The sequence below is a fragment of the Acidovorax sp. Q11 genome, from assembly GCF_054950075.1.
This window is the reverse complement of sequence record NZ_JBUDZG010000001.1, coordinates 262,148-288,077: the sequence shown is the minus strand read 5'-3', so window position 1 is coordinate 288,077 and position 25,930 is coordinate 262,148. Positions and strand designations below refer to the sequence as shown.

Below are 25,930 nucleotides of genomic sequence, written 5' to 3'. Positions count from 1 at the left end.
CCCACTCATGTCCGTGGTGGTGCGCCCGCTGGCGCTGAGCGACCTGGCCGACCTGCTGGCCGTGCAGCTGGCCTGTTACGGCGAGGGCTTTGTCGAAAGCGGCGACGTGTTTGCGCGCCGCCTTGCCAGCCCGGCCAATTGTTCGCTGGTGCTGGACCAGGGTGGCAAGGTGTGCGCCTACCTGGCGGCCTACCGCAGCGTGCGCGGCAAGGTCACCCCGCTGCATGGCGACTTTGAGGTGGTGCCAGCTGCCGACACCCTGTACCTGCACGACATGGCCGTTTTGCCCACCTGCGCGGGCCAGGGGCTGGCACGGGCGCTGCTCGCGCCGTTGTGGGAGCGCGCTGTGCAAGAGGGGCTGCGCCACACGGCGCTGGTCTCGGTGCAGGGCTCGCAGGGCTACTGGAAACACTACGGCTACGCCGGCTACCCTCTACAGGACGCCACCCAACGCGAGCGCCTGTCCACCTATGGGCGCGATGCGGAGTACCTGTTGAGGCGCCTGGACACTCTGTAGCACTTCCACCTGTAAGGGGGAGCCGGTCATGCAAGGCTGCACACAGCAGGATGGCTACCGGGAGGCGTCTGCTGGCGCGGCAATCTGCCCAAGCGCATTATGGTACTGGGTAGAAGCCTTTAGTCTTGGCAAGTAGCGAATGGTCCGGCGCGAGCTGCGCACAATGCGGTAGTCGAGGAAGCTGCCCCGCATACCGCAATACATGCGGCACGTGGACTCGCCGGTCTCAGGGTCCGGGTCGGTCAACTCCAGATACTTGCCCGTCAGACGCAGTCGCAGGACGCAGCGCTGCTTCCAGATGGAGTCGAATTCCGCATCGCGGTAAACAAAACCGCCACGGTCATATGAGGCAGCACCACTCAGGCTGCAAATGTGCCCATTGGCAAACTGCAACTCGGCACGAAAATAGATGTTGCGCGCATCTATCGGCACGATTTCCACAATGTCTTCGGACGTCCAGGTTTCCTTTCCGTCAATGGTCCCATTGGGGAAACGGTACTTGTAGACACCCGAGATCGCTTGTATCAAGGTGTTTGGTGGCTCTGCAGCCGTGGCGGTGATTGCTGCGGTGGCAGCGATGAGCACTAGCGCCTGAAAACGCATGGCAATTCTTCCTTGGTTTCGCTTTTTTCAGTATCGGCGCGCTGAGAATGGGCGCGCGCCCATGGCCCCAGCGGAGGTCATTGTCTGCGCTTTGCTGGTGCTGAACGACTTCAGCGTTTAGGCATGGCATTTGTCCGTCATCCGTGCTGGCGATAATGCTGACCATGCCCCACCGCTGGAAACCCAACGTCACCGTGGCCGCGCTCATCGAGCGCGATGGCCGCTTTCTTCTGGTCGAGGAAGAAACCACGGACGGCCTCAAGCTCAACAACCCCGCAGGCCACCTGGACCCGGGCGAGTCGCCCATCCAGGCCTGCGCGCGCGAGGTGCTGGAAGAAACCGCGCACGACTTCGAGCCCACGGCGCTGATTGGTGTGTACCTCAACCGCTTTACCAAAACCCGCACCGGTGACGACCTCACTTACATGCGTTTTGCGTTTGCGGGCACGCTGGGCACGCACCACGATTGGCGCACGCTGGACACCGGCATCGTGCGCACGCTATGGCTCACGGCCGACGAGATCCGCGCCTGCCCCGAGCGCCACCGCAGCCCGCTGCTGCTGCGCTGCCTGGAGGACTACCTCGCAGGCCAGCGTTTTCCGCTCACGCTGGTGCACACCGACATCTCGGTGACCGAACCCTCTGCGCAATAGCGCAATAGCGCAATAGCGCAATAGCGCAATAGCGCAATAGCGCCGAGGCGCAACGTAAAAGTTTTTTTTTGGACGGCATGTAACCCGCAGCGTGCGGGGGACGAATTCCCAGGCAGAAAGCGCGGCACTGTGCAGCGTGATCTACCCGCCTGATGACTCATCCCCCAACGTTTACGGAGTTACCCACCATGCTGTCCACAAACACCAAGACCACTGCCTCGTTCGCCCTGTCTGCCGCCCTGCTGGCACTGGCATCCACCAGCTTTGCGGCCGATGCGCCCAAGGGCTCCAAGGGTGCTGCCGTCGCTGCCAACGACAAGGTGCACTGCTACAACGTGCACGACTGCAAGGGCAACAGCGACTGCGCCACCGCCGAGCACAGCTGCAAGGGCCAGAACGCCTGCAAGGGCCACGGCTTCAAGGCCAAGACGGCTGCGCAGTGCTTGAGCGAGAAGGGCACCATCGGCGATATCAAGGGATAAGGCAAGAAGCCCCCCTGAGGCGCTGCGCGCCATCCCCCAAGGGGACACCGCCAGCGCGGCGGGGCGGCCCTTGCGCGGCGGTGCTCGCCTTGGGTGGCGCCAGTTGCATCGCATTTGGCCGATGCTTTCCATTTGATTGAGTCATGGCACACGAACTCCTCGCCACGCGCGGCACCGGCTTTGGCCTGGGGCTGCGCACGCAGCACTACGCCGATTTCCTGGCGCACAAGCAGCCACTGGACTGGCTGGAAATCATCACCGACAACTACCTGATCGATGGTGGCAAGCCGCTGGCGGTGCTCGATGCCATCCGGCGCGACTACCCCGTGGCGATGCATGGCGTGGCCATGTCCATCGGTGCGGCGCAGGGCGTGGACTTGCCCTACCTGCAGCGCGTGAAGGCGCTGGCCGACCGCATCGAACCGCTGTGGGTGTCCGACCACCTGTGCTGGACGGGCCCTGGCCCCGAGCAGTTGCACGACCTGTACCCGCTGCCCTACACCGATGCCTCTGCGCGGCACGTGATCACGCAGATCCGCCGCGCGCAGGATGTGCTGGGCCGCAGGCTGGTGCTGGAGAACGTGTCGAGCTACGTCCGCTACCGGCACGACAGCGCGAGCGAATGGCAGTTTCTGGCCCACATTGCTGAGGAGGCCGACTGCCTGTTGCTCGTGGATGTGAACAACATCTATGTGAGCAGCGTCAACCACGGCTTCGACCCACTGACCTACCTGAATGCCCTGCCCGCGCACCGCGTGCAGCAAATTCACCTGGCGGGGCACAGCGACAACGGCGACCACATCATCGACACGCACGACCACCCTGTGGCGCAGCCGGTGTGGGACTGGTACGCCCAGGCCTGCCAGCGTTTTGGCGCGGTGGCCGCGATGATCGAGCGCGACGACCATATCCCGCCGCTGGACGAGCTGCTCGATGAAATGGCGACGGCGCGGCGCATAGCGGCGGAGCACGTGGGATCGTCCGAACCCGCCACCGCTGCCGCCATGACCTTGGCCCCCGCACTGGACCCACTGCCACTGGCTGCAGTACAGCGCCACTTTGCCGACCAGGTGCTGGCCGACGCGCTGCCGCCCGGCACTCCCGATGGCCCTGTCACCGGCCGCCTGCCCATCTACCACCACGCCTACCGCGCGCGGCTGTCCGAAGTGCTTGCAGACACCTACGCCAAGACGTTTCTCTACATGGGGGCCGACAGCTTCGACGCGCATGCCCGCGCGTTTGCGGTGGCGCACCCGCCGCGTGCACGCAGCCTCAACCGCTACGGCGAAGGCCTGGTGGAAGCGCTGCGCGTGCAATATCCCAACAACCCTGAGCTGCACGAACTGGCCCAGCTCGACTGGGACCTGCGCACCCGCTTTGACAGCGCCGATGTACCAACTCTGGAGACTGCGGCAGCCCAGGCGTCGGACACCTGGACCACCTGCCCCGGCGTGCTGCACCCAAGCGCCTTGCTGCACACGATCACGACGAACGTCGTGGCGGTGTGGAACGCCATCCACACCGACGACGATGTGCCCGAGGCCGTGGCCCTGCATTCTCCTGCCACGCTGCTGGTTTGGCGCAAAGGGCACCAGCCGCACTTTCGCACGCTCGACGCGACCGAGGCTGCCTGGATGCAAGCGCTGCATGCCGGTGCCTCGGTGCACGACGCCTGCACGGCGCTGCTGGGCAGTGGGCTGTGGCAAGGCGACCCCACCGTGCTCGGCGGCTGGCTTGCGCAGCTGCTGGACGATGGGCTGGTGCGGGCGGATGGGGGTGATGGATAGCGGCACATCCGGTCGGCCACTCTGGTGGCGCCAGCGCGACGGTCAATCCATTGCGCTGGTAGAGCTGGCACAGTGCGGGGGGCCAAGTGTAGTCGGCGTAGGTTTGGCCGCGCACCTGCGCCATGGCCTGCGGACTGTTCACTGCAAACTCGTGCGGCGGCGCGTACTGGCAGGCGTGCAGGCAGGCGCTGCAGATCTGTAGCTGGCGGGGCACTTCGGTTTCTCGCACACACAGCATGACGTCGCCATTCGCCAGCGCGGGCGCGGGTGTCCCGTTTCAGGGCTTCCAGCGTTTGCATGGTTTGCTCCTGTATTGATAGCTAATGAGGCAATGCCATCAGGCGGGGAAGCCTTTTTTATGCCCAAGCGGCGTGCGCTGCAGCCGCCGCGTGGCCAGCTCGCTCGCCAGCAGCGTGATCTGCAGACTGAGCGCGGACTGCACCGCGTCCGGGTCCAGCGCGGCTCATGGAGCCCTGCTCCATCACGCGCACGTAGTAGCGCAGCTGTCTCAGTTCTACCGGGGGCCTCAGGGCCTACGGGTGGCTTGACCAGAGGGCACGGTCATCGGCATGGCGGGCGGAGCGCATGGGAAGCCGTGGGTGGGTGGCAAATTGCTGCCTGGCGCTTTTTCATTGAGCGCAAAAAGGCTTTATCTAGAGTAGACAGCTTGGCGCGTTCATGCAGTGTGCAGGCCGGTGCCGGGCCCGAGCGTGGCGTAGCCCCGTTCATATGCCATGGGGCAGCAACGCCGCCAGCGCCTCGCGCATCCAGCGCGCCATCAATTGCTGGCGCTCGCGGGGCATGCGGTCCACGGTCGATGCCACGCTGATCGCCGCCACCGGTTCACCCGCCGCGTTGCGCACAGCCATTCCGGCGGCCAACACGCCCTGCGTGGCATGGTTGCCCACCACCGACCAGCCGCGCTCGCGCGTGGCCCGCACCAGGATCTGCAGCCGCTCGGGCGTCATGCCGCCGTAGCGCGGCAGCTCTCGCGCGTTGGCGGCGATGCACGCCTGCACCTCGGAATCGGGCAGCGCGGCCAGCAGCGCCAGGCCCGCAGCGCCCACGCCCAGCGGCTGGCGCGTGCCCACCTGGATCACCAGCATCTGCACCGGGTGTGTGCCCACATGGCGCGCAATGCAGTGTGAGGTAGGGCCTTCGCGCACGATGGCAAAGGCCGCATCGCCACAGGCGCGGCTCACGCGCTCCAGCACAGGCGCCAGGCGCACGGCCAGGTTGGGCTGACCCGGGGGCTCGGCCAGGGCGGACAAGCGCGAGCCCGCCACGTAACGAAAGCGCCCGCGCTGGGCCACATAGCCGCTTTCCAGCAGCGTGGCCAGCAGGCGGTAGACCGTGGCGCGCTCCAGCGCTGTGGCGCGGCACAGGTCCACCACGCGCGCTCCGTCGCGGCCCTGGGCCAGCACGGCGTCCAGCACTTGCAAACCCCGGCGCAGCGTGCGGCTGCCGGGGTCGTCGGCCGGTTCAGGCGTCGGTTGCTTGCGGGTGCGTTCGTCCGGCTGGCGGACGTTTGAATTCGCAGATTGGGAAGGCATGGGAAAGAATTTGTTCGTCAACGCCACCAGTGCGCAGTGTGCCGCAGAGCCCACGGCAGGGCGCCAAGACGGCATTTTTCCAAAAACCAACGGAGACAGACACCATGAGCCCACACCCCCCCGCCGCGCTGGGTCAGCGTACGGCTTCGTCAACCCTGCCACGCCGCGCGCTGCTGGCGCTGGCAGCCACACTGGCCTGCGGTGCCGCCATGCCGTTGCAGGCCCAGCCCAATGCCTCCGGCTGGCCCGCCAAACCGGTCAAGCTGGTGGTGGGCTACGCGGCGGGCGGCGCCACGGACGTGATTGCGCGCCTCGTGGCCGCCAAGCTGGGCGACCAGCTGGGCCAGCCCGTGGTGGTGGACAACCGCGCGGGCGCCAACAGCAACGTGGGCGCCGAGGCTGTGGCGCGTGCGCCGACCGATGGCTACACGCTCTACGTGTACACCATCGCCAACACCATCAACGCCACGCTGTACCCCAAGCTGGGCTACGACCCGGTCAAGGACTTCGAGCCCATTGGCCTGATCGCCAAGATTCCGAACATCCTGGTGGTCAACCCCAAGCTGCCCATCAAGAACCTGGCCGACTACGTGCGCTACGCCAAGGAGTCCAAGGACGGCGTCACGTTTGCGTCCTCGGGCAGCGGCTCGTCCATTCACCTCTCGGGCGAAATGTTCAAGATGCAGTCCAAGCTCAAGATGCTGCACGTGCCCTACCGGGGCAGCGCGCCCGCTGTCACCGACCTGCTGGGCGGCCAGGTGGATTCGATGTTTGACAACACGCCGTCGGCCCTGCCGCACGTGCAGGCGGGCAAGCTGCGCGCCATTGCCATCACCAGCGCACAGCGCTCGCCCCTGCTGCCAGATGTGCCCACGCTGGCCGAGTCGGGCTACGCGGGCTTTGACGTGCAGTCGTGGTTTGGCCTGGCCGCACCGGCGGGCACGCCGCGCGCCGTGGTCGAGCAGCTCAACACCGCCCTGAACAAGGTGCTGGCCCAGCCCGAGGTGCGCACGCGCCTGCAGGAGCTGGCCGCCACGCCCGAAGGGGGCACCCCCGACAAGATGCGCCAGTTTGCCGCCGCCGAGATCAAGCGCTGGCGTGAAGTGGTGAAAGAGTCCGGCGCATCGGCCGAGTGACGGATCACCCACACAACCTCACCTCTGCCATGTTTCCCATCGACTTCTTCTGGCGGGCCGCCCAGCGTTGGCCTGACCGCATTGCCATCGACGCGCCCGAGGGCGCCATCCGCTACGACGCTCTGGCCGCCCGCGTGGCCGCGCTCGCGGCGGGCTTCACCGCCATCGACCCCACACTCCAAAGCCGCGTGGGCATCTGCGCGGGCAACAGCGCCGATCACATCGCCGCGCTGCTGGCCGTGCTGGCCTGCGGCAAGGTGTGGGTGCCGCTCAATCCCAAGAGCACCCGGCCTGAAATCCGCCGCATCATCGACGCAACCGAGCCCACCTTGCTGGTGCTGGATGCCGCTTGTACCGACCTGCTCGATGGCGCACCCGGCGCTCGCGTGCTGACCGGCGCGCAGGCCGCCGAAGGCGCCACCACGCTGGCAGGCCTGGCCGCAGAGCACGCTGGCGCGCTACGCCCGCAGTTGGACCTGCCGGACGACGCCACCCAGGCCATCAAGTTCACTGGCGGCACCACCGGCGCGCCCAAGGGCGTGATGCAGCCCTACCGCGCGTGGATAGCCAACATCACCAACCAGATCCATGCCTGGGGCTTTGACGAGCACGAGCGCTACATCGTGGCCGCGCCCATCACGCACGGTACCTCCACGTACATCCTGCCCATCCTGGCGCAGGGTGGCTGCCATGTGGTGCTGGTGGGCGCGGGCGCCGAGGCGGTGCGCACGGCCTTTCGCGAGCGCGGCGGCACGGTGTGCTTCATGCCCCCCACGCTGGTCTACATGCTGATGGCGCTGCCCGGTGCGTCGCGCGCGGACTTTCCGTGCCTGCGACGCCTCATCTACGGCGGCGCGCCCATGCCGCCAGAGAAGATCCGCCAGGTGCGCGACTTTTTCGGCCCCGTGCTGGGCACCACCTACGGCCAGACTGAGGCGCCGCAGATCCTGACCGTGCTGTGCCCTGAGGACTTCGAGGACGAGCGCAACCTAGCCTCGGTGGGCCGCACCACCTGGTTCACCGATGTGGCCATCATGGCGCCCGATGGCCGCCTGCTGCCCACCGGCGCGGTGGGCGAGGTGGTGGCGCGTGGCGACCTGCTGATGACCGGCTACTGGCGCCTGCCCGAGAAGACCGCCGAGACCCTGGTGGACGGCTGGCTGCATACCGGCGACCGGGGCCTGATCGACGAGCGGGGTTTTCTCTACCTCAAGGACCGGCTCAAGGACATGGTGATCACCGGCGGCTTCAACGTCTACCCCGTGGACGTGGAGAACGCACTGGGCCAGCACCCGGCGGTGCACGAATGCTCCGTGTTCGGCCTGCCCGACGACAAGTGGGGCGAGACCGTGCAGGCCGCCGTGCAGCTGCGCCCCGGCGAGCGCGCGAGCGAGGCCGAGCTGATCGCCTTTGTGCGCGAACGCCTGGGCCCGGTGCAGACGCCCAAGCACATCCATTTCCACGAAAGCCTGCCGCGCTCGCCCGTGGGCAAGGTGCTCAAGTCCGCCGTGCGCGATGCGGCCCTGGCCGGTACGGCCACTGCCTGAAGGAACCCATGTCATGACCCACCCTGCTTCCAAGACCCCCGTCACCCGCCTGTGCACCCACACCCTCACCAGCCTGCATTACCGCGATGCGAATCTGGTGGAAGACTTGATGGGCCACAAAACCTTCACCGAGGTGATGCTGATGCAGATCCTGGGCCGTGCGCCGCGCGGCGTGGACCTGCGCATCACCGACGTGGTGCTCATCGTGCTCATGGAGCATGGCCTTACCCCTAGCGCCATTGCCACGCGGCTCATCTACATGAGCGCGCCCGAGAACCTGCAGGGCGCTGTCAGCGCGGGCCTGCTGGCCGTGGGCAGCTCCTTTGTGGGCACGATGGAGAACTGCTCGGGCCTGCTCAATCGCATCGCGGCGGCCCAGGACCCTGAGGCGGAAGCGGTGGCCATTGCGCGCCACTACAAGGGGCTCAAATCGCCTGTGCCCGGCTTCGGCCACCACCTGCACAAGCCCGTGGACCCCCGCGCCTACAAGCTGCTGGAGATGGGCCGTGCCGAGTCCGAGCTGCAGGGCGACAAGATCCGCGCGCTGGAGACGCTGTCCAAAGCCGTGGATGAGGTGGCAGGCAGCCCCATCACCATCAACGCCACCGGCGCTGTGGCCGCGCTGCTGGGCGAGATCGGCGTGCCCACGACCGTGATGCGCGGCTTTGCCGTGATCTCGCGCGCGGCCGGGCTGGTGGCGCACATCGTGGAGGAGCAAAGCAGCCCCTCGGGCCGCTTCATCTGGGACACGGTGGAGCACGCGATTCCGTTCGTCGGCGGGTCCGGCAAGGCCGCCCCTGTGTGAACGCGGCTTCGCAGCATCCTCCCGCTCTGCCCTTGGCCCGGGCTGGAGCATCGACCGAGGAAACGATGGCACTCATACATACAGGTTGAGGGCGGAACGGCCGTCACCCCTGGTGGGCGGCATGGCCGACGTGCAGCGCCTCTTTGCCGAGGCGCGCCTGTGTCTACCTTGCCAGCGATGCAGCTTACGTGACCTGGACCAAGTGGGGTTGGGCGGCGGTTTCGTCGGTGGTTTGGTGCAGGGCCTGCCGGCTCGACGCCCAGGGTTCAGAAGGTGTGCACCACACCCGCCGCGATGCCGTTGGCCGTGGCCTTGTTCGCAGCACCTTGAAATCCGTTGCGCCAACGTGTGTTGTCCAGTTCGGCATACACCTTGATGCGGCGCGAGAGCTTGTACTCGGCAAATGCCACCAGGCGGCCGTGGCCGTCGTCGGCGGCGCCGGTGCGTGCGCGGTCCACCTTGTAGTAGGCCGCTGTGAGGTCCACCCACGGCGTGGCCGCCCAGGTGCCACCGGCGGACAACACGCGCTGCACGGTGAAGCGGCCTGCCGCCGTTTCGGCCTTGTTGCGGCCCGCATTGGCGGCCAGGCGCACGCTGCCCCACTGGTACGCGGCGCCCAACGTGGTGGCGTCCAGCGAGCGCTTGTTGGTGTCGTTGAAGCTCTGGTAGGCGCCGGATACCACGAAGCCATCAGCAGCCCAGGCCAGGCCCACGCCGCGCGACGACAGGGCCGAGGCCTGCGATGCGACTTCGCCCATGCCCCACATGGCACGTGCCGTGAAGCCGCCGAAGCGGCCGGTGTACTTGATGGCGTTGTCGAGCCGGTACGAGCCCGAATTGGCGCCAGCACTGCCGTACTCGATGCCCAGGCCATGCTGGCTCAGTGCGGTCACGCCGATGTTGGGGTTGAAGCTGGCAAAACGCATGGCCAGCGGGTCCACGGGCGAGATGGCGTCGGCCAGCGTGGTGGTCTGGCGGCCCAGGGCCAGCGTGCCCCAGTCGCCCTGCAGGCCCACCCAGGATGCGCGGTCGAAGTGTTTCGTGGCGTTGGCCGGTGCACCCGTGTCGGCGTTGAGGCCGCTCTCCAGGTTGAACAGTGCCTTGGCGCCACCGCCCAGGTCTTCGCTGCCGCGCAGGCCCCAGCGGCTGGTGGTGTGGATGCCACTGCCGAGACTGTGGGTGGAGCCCGGCGCAGGCGCGTTGGATGCGGTGAGGCCGCTGCCGTTGCGCAGGCCCAGGTCCACCACGCCGTACAGCGTCACGCCCGCGTTCTGCGCCATGGCGCAGGGGGTGGCGAATGCAGCGCAAGCCGCTGCCACAATTTTCTTCATGCATGTCTCCTGTTGTCGAAATACGGGCGGGTAGCACGGCTCTCACGTGACCCGCTGGGCCTCCGTCGGCACCAGTCAGTCCGGTGTGAGCTGAGCCTTCAGCACCCACCCTTCCACTTGGCAAGTTTCTGCTTCACGGTCAGGGCCAGTTGCTCGGGCGTGCTGGTGTCCACCACGGCGCCTTGCTCCTCGATGCGGCGGCACGACATCCTTGTCTGCCAGCGCGGTGTTGAGGGTCTTGTTGAGCAGGTCGATCACGGGGCGCGGCGTCTTGCCGGGTGCGAACAGCGCATACCACTGGGTGATCTCCACACCCTTGACGCCTGCCTCTTCCAGCGTGGGCACATCGGGCAGCAGCGACGAGCGCTTGGGCCCGGCCAGGGCCAGCGCGCGCAGCTTGCCGTTCTTGACATGGGGGTAGGTCGAGAACAGGCTGGGGAACATCACCTGCGTCTGCCCGGCCATGGTGTCGTTCATGGCAGGCGCCGCGCCCCGGTAGGGGACATGGGCCATCTGGACACCGCTCTCCAGCTTGAAGATATCGGCCGAGAAATGTGGTGCCGTGCCGTTGCCCGCCGAGGCGTAGTTGAAGTCCTTCGGCTTGGCCTTGCTCAGCGCCACCAGCTCGCTCACCGTCTTGGCGGGCACCTTGGGGTTCACCACCATCAGCGTGGGTGAGTAGCTCACCGATGCCAATCGGCTCGAACTGCGTGATGGGGTCGTAGCGCAGCTTTTGCAGAGCGGGGCTCATGCCATGGGTGCCGATGTAGCCGAACAAAATGGTGTGTCCATCCGGTGCGGCGCGCGCTACGTATTCCGCCGCAATGGCGCCGTTGGCAGCGGCTTTGTTTTCCACAATCATCTGCTGGCCCAGCAGGGTGGGCAGCTTGAGCGCCACCACACGCGCCATGCCGTCGTTGCCACCACCCGCGGCGGTGGGAACGACCAGTGTGACGGGCTTGTCGGGGTAGGCCGCGTGGGCGGTGCGCACCAGCGTGGCCTGCACTAGCTTGAACTGGCCATCCACCTCGCTGAGTTCCATCTCCACCTGGATGCGGCCCGCCGGGTGTTGCACCTCCACGCGGCGCAGCCCGGCGCTGGGGGTGCTGCGTTCGTCGGTGGCCACCGTGCCCGGCAGTACCGATGCAGCGGCCACGCCAATGGCGCCGGTCACGGCATGCGAGCGGTGGCACTGGTGGGGGGTGAAGTAGCGCGACACCACGCTGCCCGGCTGCGCGCCCGGTGACACGATCACCGGCTTGGGCAAAACGCTGTGCGTCACGTCGCCCATGCCCATGCGCTGGCCTGCTTCGAGGCGCAAAGCTTCCAGACGGTTGTGCAAGGCGGTGTTGGCGTCCAGCTCTGCGGGTGTCTCGTCGCCGCGCAGGCCCAGGTCGGCGGCCCGTACCAGCACCATCACCTGGGCCGCGTCGATGCAGGTGGCATCCAGGCCCTGGATATGGTCGATGCGCTGGCCGGTGGGAAAAATCTGGCCGGTGACAGCGCCCCAGGCGTCCAGAAAGTTCATGAGTACCGGGGCGGCTGTGCCCTGCACGCCGTCAATGCGCACGTCGCCGTCGTAGTGCACCTGGCCCCCGGCGGTGCGCACCTGCACGTCAATGCGTGAGCGGGTGTTGACGTTGTAGACCCGCACCCGGGTTGTGCCCTGGCCTGAGGGCGCCACCAAGCCCTGCTCGATGGCAAAGGGGCCCACGCCCGCCAGCATGTTGCCGCAGTTGGGCCGCGTGTCCACACGGGCCTCCTGCACGCTGACCTGGGCGAACAGGTAATCCACGTCGCAGTCGGGCTGCGTGGAGCGGGAGACGATGGCGACCTTGCTGGTCAGCGAGTTGCCGCCGCCCAGGCCGTCGATCTGCAGCTCATGCGGCGATCCCAGGGCCGCTATCAGCGTGCGGTCGCGGGCCTCGGGGGCCTGCGGCAGCCAGTCGGCCAGAAAGAACGGGCCCCGGGAGGTGCCGCCACGCATCAGAACGCAAGGAAGGTTGGTGCTCATGGGTCGGCATGGTGCGGCGCCTTCTCTGATCTGTGAATTGCATTGTTGGCAATGATTGATGCATGCCGCGCAATAGGCTTTAGCTGCTTTTACATGCTCCAATCACGTCCGTGAATTGCAATGTTCTGAACGTTTGATGCATGGCTTGCAATGCCGAAGAAGCCGTGAATTCCCTTGGAGGAAGCCCTGATGAACAACAAGTTCGACCTCGCCGATATCCAGGCCTTTGCCGCTGTGGCCGAGCTGCAGAGCTTTCGCGCTGCCGCCGAGGCCATCCACCTGTCGCAGCCTGCGTTCAGCCGCCGCATCGACAAACTCGGAGACGCGCTGGGCGTGCGACTGCTCGACCGCACCACGCGCCGCGTCACGCTCACGGCCGTGGGCCGCGACTTTGCGCGCAAGACCCGTGTGTGGCTCGACGACCTGGACGGCATGCTCATGGGCCTGGGCGATGTGGCCGCGCGCCGCATGGGCGAGGTGACGATTGCCTGCGTGCCCTCGGCCGTGTACTACTTCTTGCCGCAGGTGGTCAAGCGCTACCACGAGCGCTTTCCGAAAATCCGCGTGAAGGTGCACGACGCCAGCGCCAATGAGGTGCTGGTGGCTGTGGCCCAGGGCGATGCGGACTTTGGCCTGAACTTCATTGGCAGCCAGGAGGCCGAAATCGAGTTCAAGCCCGTGCTGGCCGAGCGCTTTGTGGCTGCCTGCCGGCGCGACCATGTGCTGGCGCGGCGCAAGAAGGTGAGCTGGGCCGAGCTGGGCCAGCACGACTTCATGTCGGTGGGCAAGACCTCGGGCAACCGCCTGCTCATGGACCTGGCGCTGGCCAACGTGCCCGACCGGCCGCAGTGCCTGTACGAGGCCAAGCACGTGACCACGCTGCTGGGCCTGGTGGAGGCGGGTCTGGGCGTGGCGGCCGTGCCCAGCCTGGCCATGCCGGGCAAGGACCATCCCACACTGGTGAGTATTCCGTTGGTGGAGCCCATCGTCACGCGGCAGATGGGACTCATCAAACGCCGGGGCAAAACCCTGTCGCCCGCCGCGCAGCAGCTGTATGACCTCTTGGTCGCTACGCGTTCTGTGCGGCCGCGCAAGACGGTGGCCGCCTGAAAAATACAATCGGGGCAATGACAGCACCCACCAAACACCGCGTCGTCGTCGGCCTCTCCGGCGGCGTGGACTCGGCCGTGACCGCGTACCTGCTCAAAAAGCAGGGCCACGAGGTCGTCGGCATCTTCATGAAAAACTGGGAAGACGATGACGACAGCGAGTATTGCTCGTCCAACATCGACTTCGTGGACGCCGCCGCCGTGGCCGATGTGATCGGCATCGAGATCGAGCATGTGAACTTCGCCGCCGACTACAAGGACCGTGTGTTTGCCGAGTTCCTGCGCGAGTACCAGGCGGGCCGCACGCCGAACCCGGACGTGTTGTGCAACGCTGAGATCAAGTTCAAGGCTTTTCTGGACCACGCCATGCGCCTGGGTGCCGAGAAGATTGCCACGGGCCACTATGCCCGCGTACGCCAGAACACCACCTCCGGTCTGTTCGAGTTGCTCAAGGGGCTGGACCCCTCCAAGGACCAGAGCTACTTTTTGCACCGCCTGAATCAGGCGCAGCTGGCCAAGACCCTGTTCCCTGTGGGCGAGCTGCGCAAGACCGAGGTGCGCCGCATCGCCGAGGAAATTGGCCTGCCCAACGCCAAGAAGAAGGATTCGACCGGCATCTGCTTCATTGGCGAGCGGCCATTCCGCGAGTTTTTGAACCGCTACATCAGCCATGCGCCGGGCCCCATCCTGGACGACCGGGGCCGCAGCCTGGGCAAGCATGTGGGCTTGTCCTTCTACACGCTGGGCCAGCGCCAGGGCCTGGGCATTGGCGGGGTGAAGGAAAAGGGGGCGCAACGTGGTGGGGGCGCGCACGAGCCCTGGTTTGTGGCCCGCAAGGACCTGGAGAAGAACACGCTGCGTGTGGTCCAGGGACATGACCACCCCTGGCTGCTGTCGCACCATCTGGTGGCGCAGGATGTGAGTTGGTGCGCAGGGCGAGCACCGGCACCGGGCACCTACGCCGCCAAGACGCGTTACCGCCAGCAGGATGCGGCCTGCACCCTGGAGGCCGCACCCGAAGGCTTTGCCCTCCGTTTCCCCGAGGCCCAGTGGGCCGTGACCCCCGGACAGAGTGCGGTGCTGTATGACGGGGAGGTGTGCCTTGGAGGTGGGGTGATCCAGGTCGCTGCCCCCTGATTCCTGTGTGCTCGTGCGGTGGATTTTTTGCGGTCCAGATGGGCAAATTGACTATTGAAATTGTTTTGTAATAGTCTTTGTTTATATTGTGTGGTGTTGTGCCCACACACATCGGCATGGAGGGTGCCGTTCAAGGAAGTTGACCTTTGGCTTGGCGACTGAAAGCGCATTTTTTGGGGCAAGCCTCCTAGAATTCCGCACAACCTGTTTGAAACCACATGTATCAGTCGATGCATGGGGTATCTCCCTTGAGTCCACCCCCGCGAGGGCCGCCGAATCGGGCCCGAAGCTTGCTCGTGCGCACGCCATGTTTTCAACTGCTTCCCTGCCAGCCAACCCCGACATCACCCAACGCCTCATCGATCAGCAGTGCACCGTGCAATGGAGGGGGTTCCTGCAGGCCCTGGCGGCCGAGTTTGCTGCCGCGCTGCCACCTGAAGACCTGCGCGCGCTGATGTTCCGGGTGGGCGCGCGGTTTGCGGCCGAACACCCCCTGCCCGCATGTGCCACCCTGGATGACCTGCAGCACAGCATGGCAGCCGTGTGGGACCGCATCGGCTGGGGCGGAGTCCGCCTGCACCAGGCTGCAGCGCAGCTGGACATCCACCACGACCTCTCGCCCTTGTCGGCGGCTTTCGGGCCGGGCCATGCGCCATGGTCCGGGGGCTTCCTCGAAGGGGTTTACCAGAGCTGGTTCGAGCAGGCTGGCGCCGCCCAGCTCCGCGTGGCCCAGTCCGCCCCGGCGGACGCCTGGGGCTGCATCCATTTCCAGCTGGCACGCTGAGCCCTGCGGGTTTCGGTTTTCCACGTTTTGCTATTGGCGGTGACCCGTGAAGCAATCAGACGATATCGTGAACCTCTTCCAGCAGTTCGGAGGCAAGGCCGACCCCTACCAGGAGCTGGCCCGCAAGCAGGAGCAGCAGCGCTCCAGTGAACGCTGGCCGCTGGTGTCCGCCGTTCGGGGGGCTGTGAGCGGGGACGTGCCTGCGGTGGACCGCCGCCCCGGCGGCTTGGCAGCCTCAACCCCAGCCCTTGCGCCACAGAACCCGGCTGCGCCAGTCGCCAGCGGGCCCGCTCCCGCAGGCTGGACGCAGCCCGCTGCGCCGAGGGCCGGTGACAGCCCTGCGCCGTTGTGGGGCGCCGCCACGGCGCCACAACCAGCCGCCGCACCTGCCCCGCTGCCCGTTTCTGCGACTGCGACTGCGACTGCGCCTGCGATGGCCCAGGCAGCAGCACCCTTGGCACCCTCTGCGTCCGCTCCCGCACTCGCTGCGCGCTCCCCGCTGGCGGGGCTGGCCGGCCTGCATGCGTCTGCTGCAACCACCCTGCGCGATGCGCCCGCTGCGCCACCAGACCCTCTGCCCGCAGACCTTCCGTCTGTGTTTGCGCGCCTGGCCGGATCGCCGCAGCCCCGTCCTGCTGCCACCTGGCAGCCTCGCAAGGGCCAGCCATGAAGGTGGTTGCCGTTGTTTCTGCCAAAGGCGGTGTGGGCAAAACGACCCTGACTGCGAACCTGGCCACGGCGCTGCAGCACCAGGGCGCGCCGACGGTGCTGGTGGTGGACCTGGACCCGCAGAACGCGTTGGGCCTGCATTTCGGGGCCGACCCGGGTGCCCTTGCCGGGGTGTCCCGCGCCAGCCTGTCGGGCGACAGCTGGGGTTCGGTCTGCCAGCAAAGTCCTTCAGGGGTGCATGTGCTGCCCTACGGGGTGGTGAACGAGGCCGATCGCGTGGCCTTTGAGCGGCACCTGGAGGCCCATCCCGACTGGCTCGCGCAGCAGCTGCAAAGCCTGGATCTGCCCCCCGATGCGCTGGTGTTCATCGACACGCCGCCGGGCCCCTCGGCCTACATGCAGCAGGCGCTTACGGCGGCCCAGGTGGTGGTAGTGGTCAACCTGCCCGATGCAGCGTCGTATGCGGCGCTGGCCCTGATGCAGCGCCTGGTACATACCTATTGCACACCACGCCCCGATTTTGCCGGCACCCTGCATGTGCTGAACCAGGCCGATGGTGCGCGCCAGTTGTCCAAGGACATCACCCGTGTGATGCAGGACAGCCTGGGCGACCGGCTGATCGGCGTGATCCACGAAGACCAGGCGGTGCGCGAGGCCCTGGCCTATGACCAGAGCGTGCTGGAGTACGACACCCATGGCCAGGCGGCCGACGACCTGCGCAAATGTGCGCAGGTGCTGGCACAGCGCCTGGGCTGGCCACTGCCGGGGGCAGCGCGATGAGCGTGGACCAGCGGCCCCAGGCCGACGAAGTTGCCGACGCCGATTCCCACAGCCCGCAGGCGCATTGGCGCACGGTGGTGCATGCCATCACGGGCTGGGAGATCTGGCAACACCCCACGGCCCGCGTGGTGGCCGTGGTGTTCAGCGCGCTGCTGATGGGGCTGGTCATCAGCGTGCCGCTGGACCTGCAGGGGCAGATCCTCTTCTCCCTGGGCTCGTTTGCGGCTGCGCTGCTGCTGAGCAAGACCCCAGGGCGCCTGTCCACGCTGGCCATGATCGTGTTGTCGATTTCGGCGTCGTCGCGTTACATCTACTGGCGCTTCACCGACACCATCGGTTTTACCCACTGGATGGATGCGGCCTTTGGCTATGGGCTGGTGCTGGCCGAGCTGTATGCGTTTGCGGTGTTGCTCATCGGCTACTTCCAGACCGCCTGGCCGCTGCAGCGCCGCCCCGTGCCCATGCCGACGGATGTGAGCACCTGGCCCAGTGTGGATGTGTTCATCCCCAGCTACAACGAGCCGCTGGAAGTGGTGCGCCAGACGGTGTTTTCGGCCATGAGCCTGGACTGGCCCAAAGACCGCCTGCATGTGTATGTGCTCGACGACGGCCGCCGCACCGAATTCCGCGAGTTCTGTGAAGAGCTGGGCGTGGGCTACCTCATCCGCGACAACAACCACCACGCCAAGGCGGGCAACATCAATGCGGCGCTCAAGGTCACGCATTCCGAGTACATCGCCATCTTTGACTGCGACCACATCCCCACGCGCTCCTTCCTGCAGGTGTGCATGGGCTGGTTCTTCAAGGACACGAACCTGGTGATGCTGCAGACGCCCCACGTCTTCTTCTCGCCCGACCCCTTCGAGCGCAACCTGGACACTTTCCACCGCATGCCCAACGAGGGCGAGCTGTTCTACGGCATCGTGCAGGACGGCAATGATCTGTGGAATGCCTCGTTCTTCTGCGGCTCCTGCGCCATCATCCGCCGCAAGGAGCTGCTGGAGGTGGGTGGCATCGCGGTGGAGACCGTGACCGAGGACGCGCACACCGCGCTCAAGCTCAGCCGCCTGGGCTACAACACGGCCTACCTCGAAGTGCCGCAGGCGGCAGGCCTGGCCACCGAGAGCCTGTCGGGCCATGTGGGCCAGCGCATCCGCTGGGCGCGGGGCATGGCGCAGATCGCGCGCACCGACAACCCGCTGTTCGGCAAGGGGCTGCACTTCGGCCAGCGGCTGTGTTACCTCAACGCGATGCTGCACTTCTTCTACGGCCTGCCACGCCTGGTGTTTCTGACAGCGCCACTGGCTTACCTGTTTTTTGGTGCGCATGTGTTCCAGGCGTCCGCGCTGATGATCACGGCCTATGCCCTGCCACACCTGGCCCATGCCAGCGTGACCAACTCGCGCATCCAGGGGCGCTTTCGCCATTCGTTCTGGAACGAGGTGTACGAGTCGGTGCTGGCCTGGTACATCATGCGGCCCGTGCTGGTGGCCGCCATCAATCCCAAGCTGGGCAAGTTCAACGTCACGGCCAAGGGCGGGGTGATCGAAAAAGCCTATTTCGACTGGACCATCGCCCGCCCCTACGTGGTGCTGTTGCTGATCAATCTGGTCGGCATGGCGGTCGGGGTCTGGAAGCTGTTCTCGTCGGCCGGGGACGAAACCACCACGCTGGTCATCAACATGGTGTGGACCGTCTACAACATCATCTTGCTCGGTGCCAGCGTGGCCGTGGCCAGCGAGACGCGCCAGATCCGGGGCACGCCGCGCGTGGCGGCCAGCCTGCCAGCGGTGATTCGTTTCGAGAATGGCCGCACCCTGGTGTGCAAGACCGAAGACTTCTCGCAGCATGGCCTGGGGCTGGCGGTGCCGCCCGATGTCGATATTCCCATGGGCAGCCGCCTGGCGGTGTCGCTGTTCCGCTCGGACGAAGAAGGCGTTTTCCCGGCCATCGTCACGTTCAGCGGCAAGGGGCGCCTGGGTGTGAAATTCGACAACCTCAGCCTGCACCAGCAGGCCGAGCTGGCCTCGCTCACCTTTGCGCGCGCCGACGCCTGGATCGCCACCTGGGGCACGGGCCAGCGCGACAAGCCGCTGCGTTCGCTCAAGAGCGTGATCGTGATCGGGCTGCGTGGCATGGGGCAGCTGACCGCCACAGCTTTCAAGTCCCTCAAGCCCCGCTAGAGCGTGCACAACACGCTCTCAGCCTTTCCCTGTTTTCCAAGACTTCTCCCTCACCATGATTTCCACACGACGTCCGACAGCGCGGCTGCCACGCCAGCGCATGCTGCCTGCCATGCTCGCCCTGGTGCTGGCGGGGGCTGCAGCGCCCGTTTCGCAGCTGGCAGCCGCCCCCGCACCGCTTGCCGCACCGGCCCCTGTGGCTGTGCCGCCCGCCGAGTCGGGGGTGCGTGTGCACCGCGCCAGCCTCAAGGAGCTGGGCGCGCTGTTCCCGCTGCAGCTGCGGGGGGTGGATGGCACCAGCGGCGTGGCCTTCAGCGTGCGCAACGATGAGGTGGTGGTTGGCGCCAAGCTCAAGCTCAATTACTCGTATTCGCCTGCGCTGCTCACCAACCTGTCGCACATCAAGGTGCTGGTGAACGAGCAGGTGGCGGCCACGATTCCTGTGACCACCCAGCAGGCCGGTGAGAACCTGCAGCGCGAGATCACCATCCCGCCGCGCCTCATCACCGAGTTCAACCGGCTGAACCTGCAGCTCATCGGCCACTACACCATGGAGTGCGAAGACCCGCTGCACTCCAGCCTGTGGGCCAACATCGGCAACGATAGCGTGCTGGAGTTGACGGTGGCCCCGGTGGCGCAGACCAACGACCTGGCGCTGCTGCCCCAGCCCTTCTTTGACCGCCGGGACGTGCGGCCGCTGGAACTCCCCATCGTGTTCAATGCCGCGCCCAATGCGGGCACCCTGCAGGCGGCGGGCACGATGTCGTCGTGGTTTGGCGCGCTGGCGGGTTTCCGTGGCGCGAAGTTCCCGTCCCTCATTGGCGAGCTGCCTGCGCGTGGCAACGCCGTGGTGATGGTGGCTGGCCGGGCGCAGGCGCCCGCAGGCCTGTCGCTGCCCGAAATCTCCGGCCCCACCGTGGCCGTGGTCAGCCACCCGGCCGACCGCAATGGCAAGCTGTTGCTGGTCATGGGGCGCGACGATGCCGAGCTGGCTGTGGCGGCCAAGGCTCTGGCGATTGGCTCCTCGGCCCTGTCGGGTCCGCTCGCACGCATCACCGAAGTCACCGAGCTGAAGCCCCGCAAGCCCTACGACGCCCCCAACTGGCTGGCCAGCGACCGGCCCGTGAAATTTGGCGAACTGGCCGAGGCCCAGGCGCTCAATGTGTCCGGCTACTCGCCCGATCTGATCCGCGTGAACTTCTTCCTGCCGCCCGATCTGTTTGGCTGGCGCCAGAAGGGCATTCCGGTGGACCTGCGCTACCGCTACACACCGCGCCCCAACGCCGACAAGTCCACGCTCAACATCAACGTGAACCAGCAGTTCCTGCGCTCGCTGCCCCTGCGGGCTGTGAACCATGAAGAACAAGGCACGCTCGACCGCTGGTTCACCAAGGTGATGCCCGCAGGCGAAACGGTACCCGAGCGCGAGAAGCTTCACATCCCGCTGTTCAAGCTGCCTGCCCAGTCGCAGCTGCAAATGCACTACTACTACGACGTGGTCAAGCAGGGTGCCTGCAAGGACGTGCCGCTGGACAATGTGCGGGGCTCGGTGGAGGCAGATTCCACCATCGACATCTCCGGCTTCCCGCACTTCATTGCGATGCCAGACCTGGCCGCGTTCGGCAATGCCGGTTTTCCGTTCACCCGCATGGCCGACCTGTCGGAGTCGGCCGTGGTCATGCCCGACAGGCCGGGCGTGCAGGAGCTGGGCACCTACCTGGGGCTCATGGGCCTCATGGGCCGCGTCACGGGGTTCCCGGCCCTGGGCGTGACGGTGGCGCAGGCCCAGCAGGTCGAGCGCCTGGGCGACAAGGACCTGCTGGTCATCTCCTCGGGCGGTGGCAACCAGCCCCTGCTCAAGCAGTGGGCCAGCGCCATTCCGGCGGCGTTGCAGGGCGATGCCAAGAGCTTCCAGCTCGCGGACCTGGCCCAGCGGATGCTGCGCTGGTGGGGCTTCGAGGACGAATCCGGCACCCGCGCGCACCGCAGCCAGGTAGCGTTTTCCAGCAGCAGCACCGACGCGTTCATTGCGGGGTTTGAATCGCCCCTGCGCAGCGGTCGCAGCGTGGTGCTGGTGGCCAGCAACCAGCCTGCGGGCCTGGCCCAGGTGATGGATGCGCTGCTGGATGCCGACGCGGTCACCAAGGTGCAGGGCAGCACCACGGTGATCCGGGGCAAGCAGGTGGACAGCCTGGTGGCCGAGAAAAACTACCATGTGGGCCAGCTGGGGCCGCTGCTGTACGCGCAGTGGTACCTGTCGCGCAATCCGCTGCTGCTGATCCTGCTGGGGGTCTCGGCGGCGGTGCTGGTGGCCATCATCATGTACCTGTCGCTGCGGGCCCGTGCACGCGCCCGGTTGAAGCAGCAAAAGAAGGGCTGAGGCCGTGCGTGGCACGCCCCGCTGATTCGGAATCACGCAACACCCTCCCGGCCCTGGCGGCCGGGAGACTCGCAGGGAGAAGGTAGGCATGTCCTCCAAACGTCGTCGTCACCACCACACACTCGCCATGGGGCTGCTGGCCTCGCTGATGGCACCCGCTGCCGCCTGGGCCCAGACCGGGGCCGAGCAGACCCTGCTGGACCAGGGGCAATATTGGCAGGAGCGCGGCGATACCGAGCGCGCCGGCGAGGCCTGGCAGAAGCTGCTGCGCCTGAACCCGCAGAACGCCCAGGCGCTGTATGGCATGGCGCTGGTCGAACTGAACGCCCAGCGCCCCGACGGTGCGCAGCGCTACCTGACGCAGCTGCAGGCGGCGCATCCGCGCAGCCCGCTGGTGAGCCGGTTGCAGGAGTCCATCCGCACTGGGCGCAGCGCACCCCAGATCGAGACCGCGCGCCAGCAGGCCCGCAGCGGCCAGGCCAGCCAGGCGCTGAGCACCTACCAGGCCGCGCTGGGCGAGCGCCCCCCCACCGGGCCGCTGGCGCTGGAGTATTACCAGACCCTGGGCGCCACGGCCGGTGGCTGGGACGAAGCCCGCCGGGGCCTCAGCCGCCTGGCGCAGGAATCACCCGAAGACCCGCAGATTGCGCTGGCCCTGGCCCAGCACCTGACCTACCGCGAATCCACCCGCCGCGATGGCATCGCGCAGCTGGCACGCCTGGCGGGCCGCCCCGATGTGGGCAAGGCTGCCACCGAGAGCTGGCGCAAGGCGCTGGCCTGGACGGGCAACCGCTCGGCGGACATCCCGCTGTACCAGGAATTCCTGCGTGCGAACCCCGGCGACACCGCCGTGCAGACACGCCTGACCCAGGCCCAGAACCTGCAGAAGCAGGGGCAGGTTGCCGCCCGCCCTGTGGCGACAGACCCGCTGCGCCTGCGCACCACGGCCGGGTTCCAGGCGCTGGAGGATGGCGAGCTGGACGCGGCAGAAGCTGCGTTCCTGCAGGTGCTCGAAGCGCGCCCCAGCGACGGCGACGCCCTGGGGGGGCTGGGCATCCTGCGGTTGCGCCAGGAGCGGTTTGCCGATGCCCGGGGCCTGCTGGAGCGTGCCTCGCGCGCTGGCTCGGCCGCGCGCTGGAAACAGGCGCTGGACAGCGCCACCTACTGGAGCCTGGTCGAGCAGGCCACCAGCGAGCGCGAGCGGGGTGACACCGCCGCCGCGCGCCGCACGCTGGAGCAGGCTGTGCGCCTCAACCCTGCAGAAGTGACGGCCGAGACCGATCTGGCCGACCTGCTGGTGGAAGCCGGCCAGTACGACGCGGCCGAAGCCGCCTATCGCCGGGTGCTGGCGCGGCAGGCCGACAACCCTGACGCTGTGCGGGGCCTGGTGGGCGTGCTCGCCCAGAACAACAAGGCCGCCGAGGCACTGGCCCTGGTCGAGAAGCTCTCACCCTCGCAGCAGGAAAAGGTCGGCGCTCTGGGGCGCCTGCGCGCTGCGCAGGCCCTGGGCCAGGCCCGTGCGGCCACGGAGCGTGGCGACATGGCCGCCGCGCGCGCAGCGCTGGAAGATGCGCTGCTGAACGACCCGGCCAGCCCCTGGGTGCGCCTGGACCTCGCCCGCCTGTACCTGCGCCTGGGTGCCGTGGCCGAGGCCCGGGGCGTGATGGACGGCTTGCTGCTGTCCAACCCCAACATGCCCGAAGCGCTGTATGCCGGCGCGCTGCTGGCGTCCGAGGCCGGCGACTGGCCGGGGGCGCTGGCGCTGCTTGACCGCATTCCCGAAAAACACCGCACGCGCGACATTGCTGCGCTGCAAAAGCGGGTCTGGGTGCATGTGCAGGCGGCTGCCGCGTCGGCGCTGGCGGCCGAGGGCCGACAGTCCGAAGCGCTGGCCACCCTGGCCCAGGCCGAATCCTTCGCCACGCAGGACACCGAACTGCTGGGCGCGCTGGCCCTGGCCTACGCCGATGCAGGCGATCCCCAGCGCGCTTTGGGAATGGTGCGCCAGGTGCTGGCGCGCACGCCCCGCCCCGATGTGGGGCTGCGCTTGCAGTACGCCGCCACGTTGCTCAAGACGCAGCAGGACGTGGAGCTGTCAGGCATCCTGCGCCAGCTGCAGAATGCCCCCATGAGCGAGCGCGAGCGCCGCAGTTTCGCGGACATCCGCCGCGCCTACATCGTGCGCCAGGCCGATGGCCTGCGCGAGGCAGGCGACCTGGTGGCGGCCTATGACACCCTCGCTCCGCTGCTGGCCGAGCAGCCTGACGAGCCCCTGGCCATGGCGGCCCTGGCCCGCATGTATGCGGCTAACAATGACTACGCGCCCGCCCAGGCGCTGTACGCGCGGCTGCTGGAGCGCTCGCCCACCGACGTGCCCCTGCTGCTGCAGACCGCAGCCATGGCCACGGGGGCCAAGGACTATGCCTATGCCGAGTCGCTGCTGTCCGTGGCGCTGGCACGCGCACCGCGCGACCCCGAGGTGCTGACGGCGGCCGGGCGCCTGTATCGCGCGCAGGGCAAGAACACCAAGGCCACCGAATTCTTCACCGCCGCCGTGGCCGCCGAAAACGCCCAGCGCGATGCGGTGCTGGCCGCCAGCGGCGTGGCAGCAGGACCCGGGCGCTCGGGCAACCCCTTTGCCCAGCGTGCCGGGCTGCAGCCTCAGCGTGCGGGTGGCGGGCTGGTTGTACCGGGCGCTGCCGCCGTGGCGCGCTCCCCCGTGGGTTACACGCCCATGCAGTACGCACCGCAGCCCGTGGCGCGCAGCAATGCACCTGCGGGGCTCTACATCCCCGACCCGGCCGGGGCCAGCCGGTTTGCCCAGGCGCTGCCCCTGCCTTTGCAGGCCCCGCCCATGACCCCGGCGAGCTATTACCCGGAAGCCGCCAGCCCGGCCGTGGGTGCAGCCACAGTGCCATTGCCTGCTGCCAACGGCCAGCGCAGCGCCGGGACGGTCTCCCGGGCGGCCCCCCAGCCCACCGGGCGTGTGGTGCCTGCGTCCCCAGCCCCGTTGGCGGCTGCGCCTGTGGCGCCCATGGTGCCTATTGCGCCTGTCGCCTCTGCGGGCTACATCGCCCCGGCACAGGCCTCGGCAGCCAGCTATGGCAGCCTGCCGTTGCCCGCCTCCACGGCGGCACAGCGTGCTGCCGTGGCACCCCAGCCATCCGCCTGGGCCACCGCAGGCACCCTGGGCACCGTGCCCGACCCCACACGCCCACGCACCGTGCGCGATGAGCTGCGTGAGGTGCAGCAAAGCCAGATCTCCTCGTTCTCGGTGGGCGCCACGGCCCGTGCGCGCCAGGGCGAGGCGGGCATGAGCCAGCTGTCCGAGATCGAAGCCCCCGTGCAGCTCAAGATGAGTGTGGGCGATGGCCACCTGGTCCTGGGCGTCACCCCCACCGGGGCCAGCGCCGGGGCCCCCGGCACGCCCTATGGCACCCAGAGCCGGTTTGGCGGCGGCCCCGTCACGGCACTCGACATGCCGCTGCGCGCGCCGGGTTCGCAAAGCGACAGTGGCATCGGCGTGAGCGTGGGCTATGAATCCGGCGGGCTCAAGGCCGACATTGGCAGCACCCCGCTGGGTTTTGGCCAGTCGGATGTCACCGGGGGCGTGCGCTACCGCATGGCCCTCAATGACCAGCTGACCATGGCGGTGGACCTCTCGCGCCGCCCCGTGAATGACAGCCTGCTCTCGTTCGCCGGGGCCCGCGACGCCCGCACCGGCGACCGCTGGGGCGGTGTGTCGGCCACGGGGGGCCGCATTGACATGACCTGGGACGACGGCGAGCTGGGCCTGTACGGCTATGGCTCCCTGCACGGCATCACCGGTACGCGGGTGCGCAGCAACGCGCGCGCCGAGCTGGGCGGCGGCATGTACTGGCATGTGCACCGCACCTCCAACGCCGACCTCACCGCCGGGCTGAGCTTCTCCGGGCTGTCCTACCAGCGCAACCTGCGCTACTTCACCGTGGGCCATGGGGGCTACTTCAGCCCGCAGCAGTTTGTGTCGTTCGGGCTCCCTGTGGAATGGGCCCAGCGCAATGGCCGCCTGTCCTACCAGCTCAAGGGCTCGGTGGGCGTGCAGTACTTCAAGGAAGACGCGGCCCCCTACTTCCCCAACAGCCCCTCGCGCCAGGCGGCGGCCGTGCTGGCCGCCAGCGACGCCCTGGCGTTTGGCGAAACCGGCGCCACGGCCATCTACCCCGGCCAGTCGCGCACGGGCCTGGGCTACAACCTGGGTGCCGCCATGGAGTACCAGATGCACCCGCAGGTGTTCCTGGGGGGCCACCTGGCGCTCAACAATGCCCGCAACTACCGCGAGTTCGCGGGCGGGCTGTATGTGCGCTACGCCTTCCAGCCCTACAACGGCCTGCAGGTGTTCCCGGTCAACCCGCTGCGCTCGCCCTACGCCAACTGAGCCAGGGCCGGGTTGTCGCCCGGCAGTCCACACCCCAGCAAAA

Annotated in this window: 18 protein-coding genes and 4 pseudogenes; 15 read left to right on the top strand and 7 right to left on the bottom strand. The window is 67.5% G+C overall.

The window, feature by feature from the left end:
- Nucleotides 1-7: 7 nt before the first annotated feature.
- The gene (locus ACYZGB_RS01320; RefSeq protein ID WP_462386377.1) at nucleotides 8-517 is read left to right on the top strand and encodes a GNAT family N-acetyltransferase; all 510 of its coding nucleotides are present in this window, start codon (nucleotides 8-10) and stop codon (nucleotides 515-517) included.
- Between the two features lie 54 nt (nucleotides 518-571).
- Here the strand turns inward: ACYZGB_RS01320 and ACYZGB_RS01315 are convergent, their stop codons facing one another.
- The gene (locus tag ACYZGB_RS01315; RefSeq protein WP_462386376.1) at nucleotides 572-1,120 is read right to left on the bottom strand and encodes a beta propeller repeat protein; all 549 of its coding nucleotides are present in this window, start codon (nucleotides 1,118-1,120) and stop codon (nucleotides 572-574) included.
- A 164-nt stretch (nucleotides 1,121-1,284) separates the two neighbouring features.
- On the opposite strand from ACYZGB_RS01315, the gene ACYZGB_RS01310 reads away from it, so the two are divergent.
- From ACYZGB_RS01310 to bufB, 3 genes are all read left to right on the top strand, one after another.
- Nucleotides 1,285-1,773 (top strand): NUDIX hydrolase, encoded by a 489-nt coding sequence (locus ACYZGB_RS01310; protein ID WP_094289735.1) that lies wholly within the window; start codon nucleotides 1,285-1,287, stop codon nucleotides 1,771-1,773.
- Between the two features lie 188 nt (nucleotides 1,774-1,961).
- Complete coding sequence (gene bufA2 / locus ACYZGB_RS01305; protein WP_462386374.1) at nucleotides 1,962-2,255, top strand: BufA2 family periplasmic bufferin-type metallophore; 294 nt, start codon at nucleotides 1,962-1,964, stop codon at nucleotides 2,253-2,255.
- 143 nt (nucleotides 2,256-2,398) lie between these two features.
- Entirely contained in the window at nucleotides 2,399-4,042 is a 1,644-nt protein-coding gene (gene bufB, locus ACYZGB_RS01300) for an MNIO family bufferin maturase (RefSeq protein WP_462386373.1), read from the top strand.
- 28 nt (nucleotides 4,043-4,070) lie between these two features.
- On the opposite strand, the pseudogene tcuB reads toward bufB, so the two are convergent.
- The 3 genes and pseudogenes from tcuB to ACYZGB_RS01285 all read right to left on the bottom strand — a co-directional run.
- Nucleotides 4,071-4,341, bottom strand: a pseudogene (gene tcuB / locus ACYZGB_RS01295) (tricarballylate utilization protein TcuB); the annotation flags it as partial.
- A gap of 62 nt (nucleotides 4,342-4,403) precedes the next feature.
- A pseudogene (locus ACYZGB_RS01290) lies at nucleotides 4,404-4,524 on the bottom strand (LysR family transcriptional regulator); the annotation flags it as partial.
- A 243-nt stretch (nucleotides 4,525-4,767) separates the two neighbouring features.
- Nucleotides 4,768-5,595 carry an IclR family transcriptional regulator gene (locus ACYZGB_RS01285; protein WP_462386372.1) on the bottom strand — a complete coding sequence of 276 codons (828 nt, stop codon included), beginning with the start codon at nucleotides 5,593-5,595 and terminating at the stop codon, nucleotides 4,768-4,770.
- A 104-nt stretch (nucleotides 5,596-5,699) separates the two neighbouring features.
- Here ACYZGB_RS01285 and ACYZGB_RS01280 point away from each other — a divergent pair, with 104 nt between their 5' ends.
- Genes ACYZGB_RS01280 through ACYZGB_RS01270 form a run of 3 tightly spaced genes read left to right on the top strand, consistent with a single transcriptional unit; the run spans nucleotide 5,700 to nucleotide 9,083 of the window.
- The gene (locus ACYZGB_RS01280; RefSeq protein WP_462386371.1) at nucleotides 5,700-6,731 is read left to right on the top strand and encodes a tripartite tricarboxylate transporter substrate binding protein; all 1,032 of its coding nucleotides are present in this window, start codon (nucleotides 5,700-5,702) and stop codon (nucleotides 6,729-6,731) included.
- Between the two features lie 29 nt (nucleotides 6,732-6,760).
- Nucleotides 6,761-8,278, top strand: coding sequence for a class I adenylate-forming enzyme family protein (locus ACYZGB_RS01275; RefSeq protein WP_462386369.1), 1,518 nt, complete (start codon nucleotides 6,761-6,763; stop codon nucleotides 8,276-8,278).
- A gap of 13 nt (nucleotides 8,279-8,291) precedes the next feature.
- Complete coding sequence (locus ACYZGB_RS01270) at nucleotides 8,292-9,083, top strand: citryl-CoA lyase (RefSeq protein ID WP_462386368.1); 792 nt, start codon at nucleotides 8,292-8,294, stop codon at nucleotides 9,081-9,083.
- A gap of 266 nt (nucleotides 9,084-9,349) precedes the next feature.
- Here ACYZGB_RS01270 and ACYZGB_RS01265 read toward each other — a convergent pair whose 3' ends face one another.
- The 3 genes and pseudogenes from ACYZGB_RS01265 to ACYZGB_RS01255 form a co-directional block, all read right to left on the bottom strand.
- On the bottom strand, nucleotides 9,350-10,414 hold the full coding sequence (locus ACYZGB_RS01265) for a porin (protein ID WP_462386367.1): 1,065 nt from the start codon (nucleotides 10,412-10,414) through the stop codon (nucleotides 9,350-9,352).
- Between the two features lie 75 nt (nucleotides 10,415-10,489).
- A pseudogene (locus ACYZGB_RS01260) lies at nucleotides 10,490-11,405 on the bottom strand (Bug family tripartite tricarboxylate transporter substrate binding protein).
- Nucleotides 11,394-12,428: pseudogene (locus tag ACYZGB_RS01255) on the bottom strand (4-oxalomesaconate tautomerase); the annotation flags it as partial. The pseudogenes ACYZGB_RS01255 and ACYZGB_RS01260, both read right to left, overlap by 12 nt.
- Before the next feature lie 189 nt (nucleotides 12,429-12,617).
- Here ACYZGB_RS01255 and ACYZGB_RS01250 point away from each other — a divergent pair.
- The 8 genes from ACYZGB_RS01250 (at nucleotide 12,618) to ACYZGB_RS01215 (ending at nucleotide 25,887) form a co-directional block, all read left to right on the top strand.
- Nucleotides 12,618-13,538, top strand: coding sequence for a LysR family transcriptional regulator (locus tag ACYZGB_RS01250; RefSeq protein WP_462386366.1), 921 nt, complete (start codon nucleotides 12,618-12,620; stop codon nucleotides 13,536-13,538).
- A 17-nt stretch (nucleotides 13,539-13,555) separates the two neighbouring features.
- On the top strand, nucleotides 13,556-14,674 hold the full coding sequence (gene mnmA, locus ACYZGB_RS01245; protein ID WP_462386364.1) for a tRNA 2-thiouridine(34) synthase MnmA: 1,119 nt from the start codon (nucleotides 13,556-13,558) through the stop codon (nucleotides 14,672-14,674).
- A 307-nt stretch (nucleotides 14,675-14,981) separates the two neighbouring features.
- Nucleotides 14,982-15,458, top strand: a complete 477-nt coding sequence (gene bcsD / locus ACYZGB_RS01240) for a cellulose biosynthesis protein BcsD (RefSeq protein ID WP_462386363.1) — start codon at nucleotides 14,982-14,984, stop codon at nucleotides 15,456-15,458.
- A 46-nt stretch (nucleotides 15,459-15,504) separates the two neighbouring features.
- Nucleotides 15,505-16,128 (top strand): cellulose biosynthesis protein BcsP, encoded by a 624-nt coding sequence (gene bcsP / locus ACYZGB_RS01235; RefSeq protein WP_462386362.1) that lies wholly within the window; start codon nucleotides 15,505-15,507, stop codon nucleotides 16,126-16,128.
- Nucleotides 16,125-16,907, top strand: coding sequence for a cellulose biosynthesis protein BcsQ (gene bcsQ / locus ACYZGB_RS01230; RefSeq protein ID WP_462386361.1), 783 nt, complete (start codon nucleotides 16,125-16,127; stop codon nucleotides 16,905-16,907). Before bcsP ends, bcsQ begins: the two co-directional genes overlap by 4 nt.
- Complete coding sequence (gene bcsA / locus ACYZGB_RS01225) at nucleotides 16,904-19,090, top strand: UDP-forming cellulose synthase catalytic subunit (RefSeq protein ID WP_462386359.1); 2,187 nt, start codon at nucleotides 16,904-16,906, stop codon at nucleotides 19,088-19,090. Before bcsQ ends, bcsA begins: the two co-directional genes overlap by 4 nt.
- A 55-nt stretch (nucleotides 19,091-19,145) precedes the next feature.
- Nucleotides 19,146-21,470, top strand: a complete 2,325-nt coding sequence (gene bcsB / locus ACYZGB_RS01220) for a cellulose biosynthesis cyclic di-GMP-binding regulatory protein BcsB (protein ID WP_462386357.1) — start codon at nucleotides 19,146-19,148, stop codon at nucleotides 21,468-21,470.
- Between the two features lie 88 nt (nucleotides 21,471-21,558).
- Nucleotides 21,559-25,887 (top strand): cellulose biosynthesis protein BcsC, encoded by a 4,329-nt coding sequence (locus ACYZGB_RS01215; protein WP_462386356.1) that lies wholly within the window; start codon nucleotides 21,559-21,561, stop codon nucleotides 25,885-25,887.
- Nucleotides 25,888-25,930 lie beyond the last annotated feature (43 nt).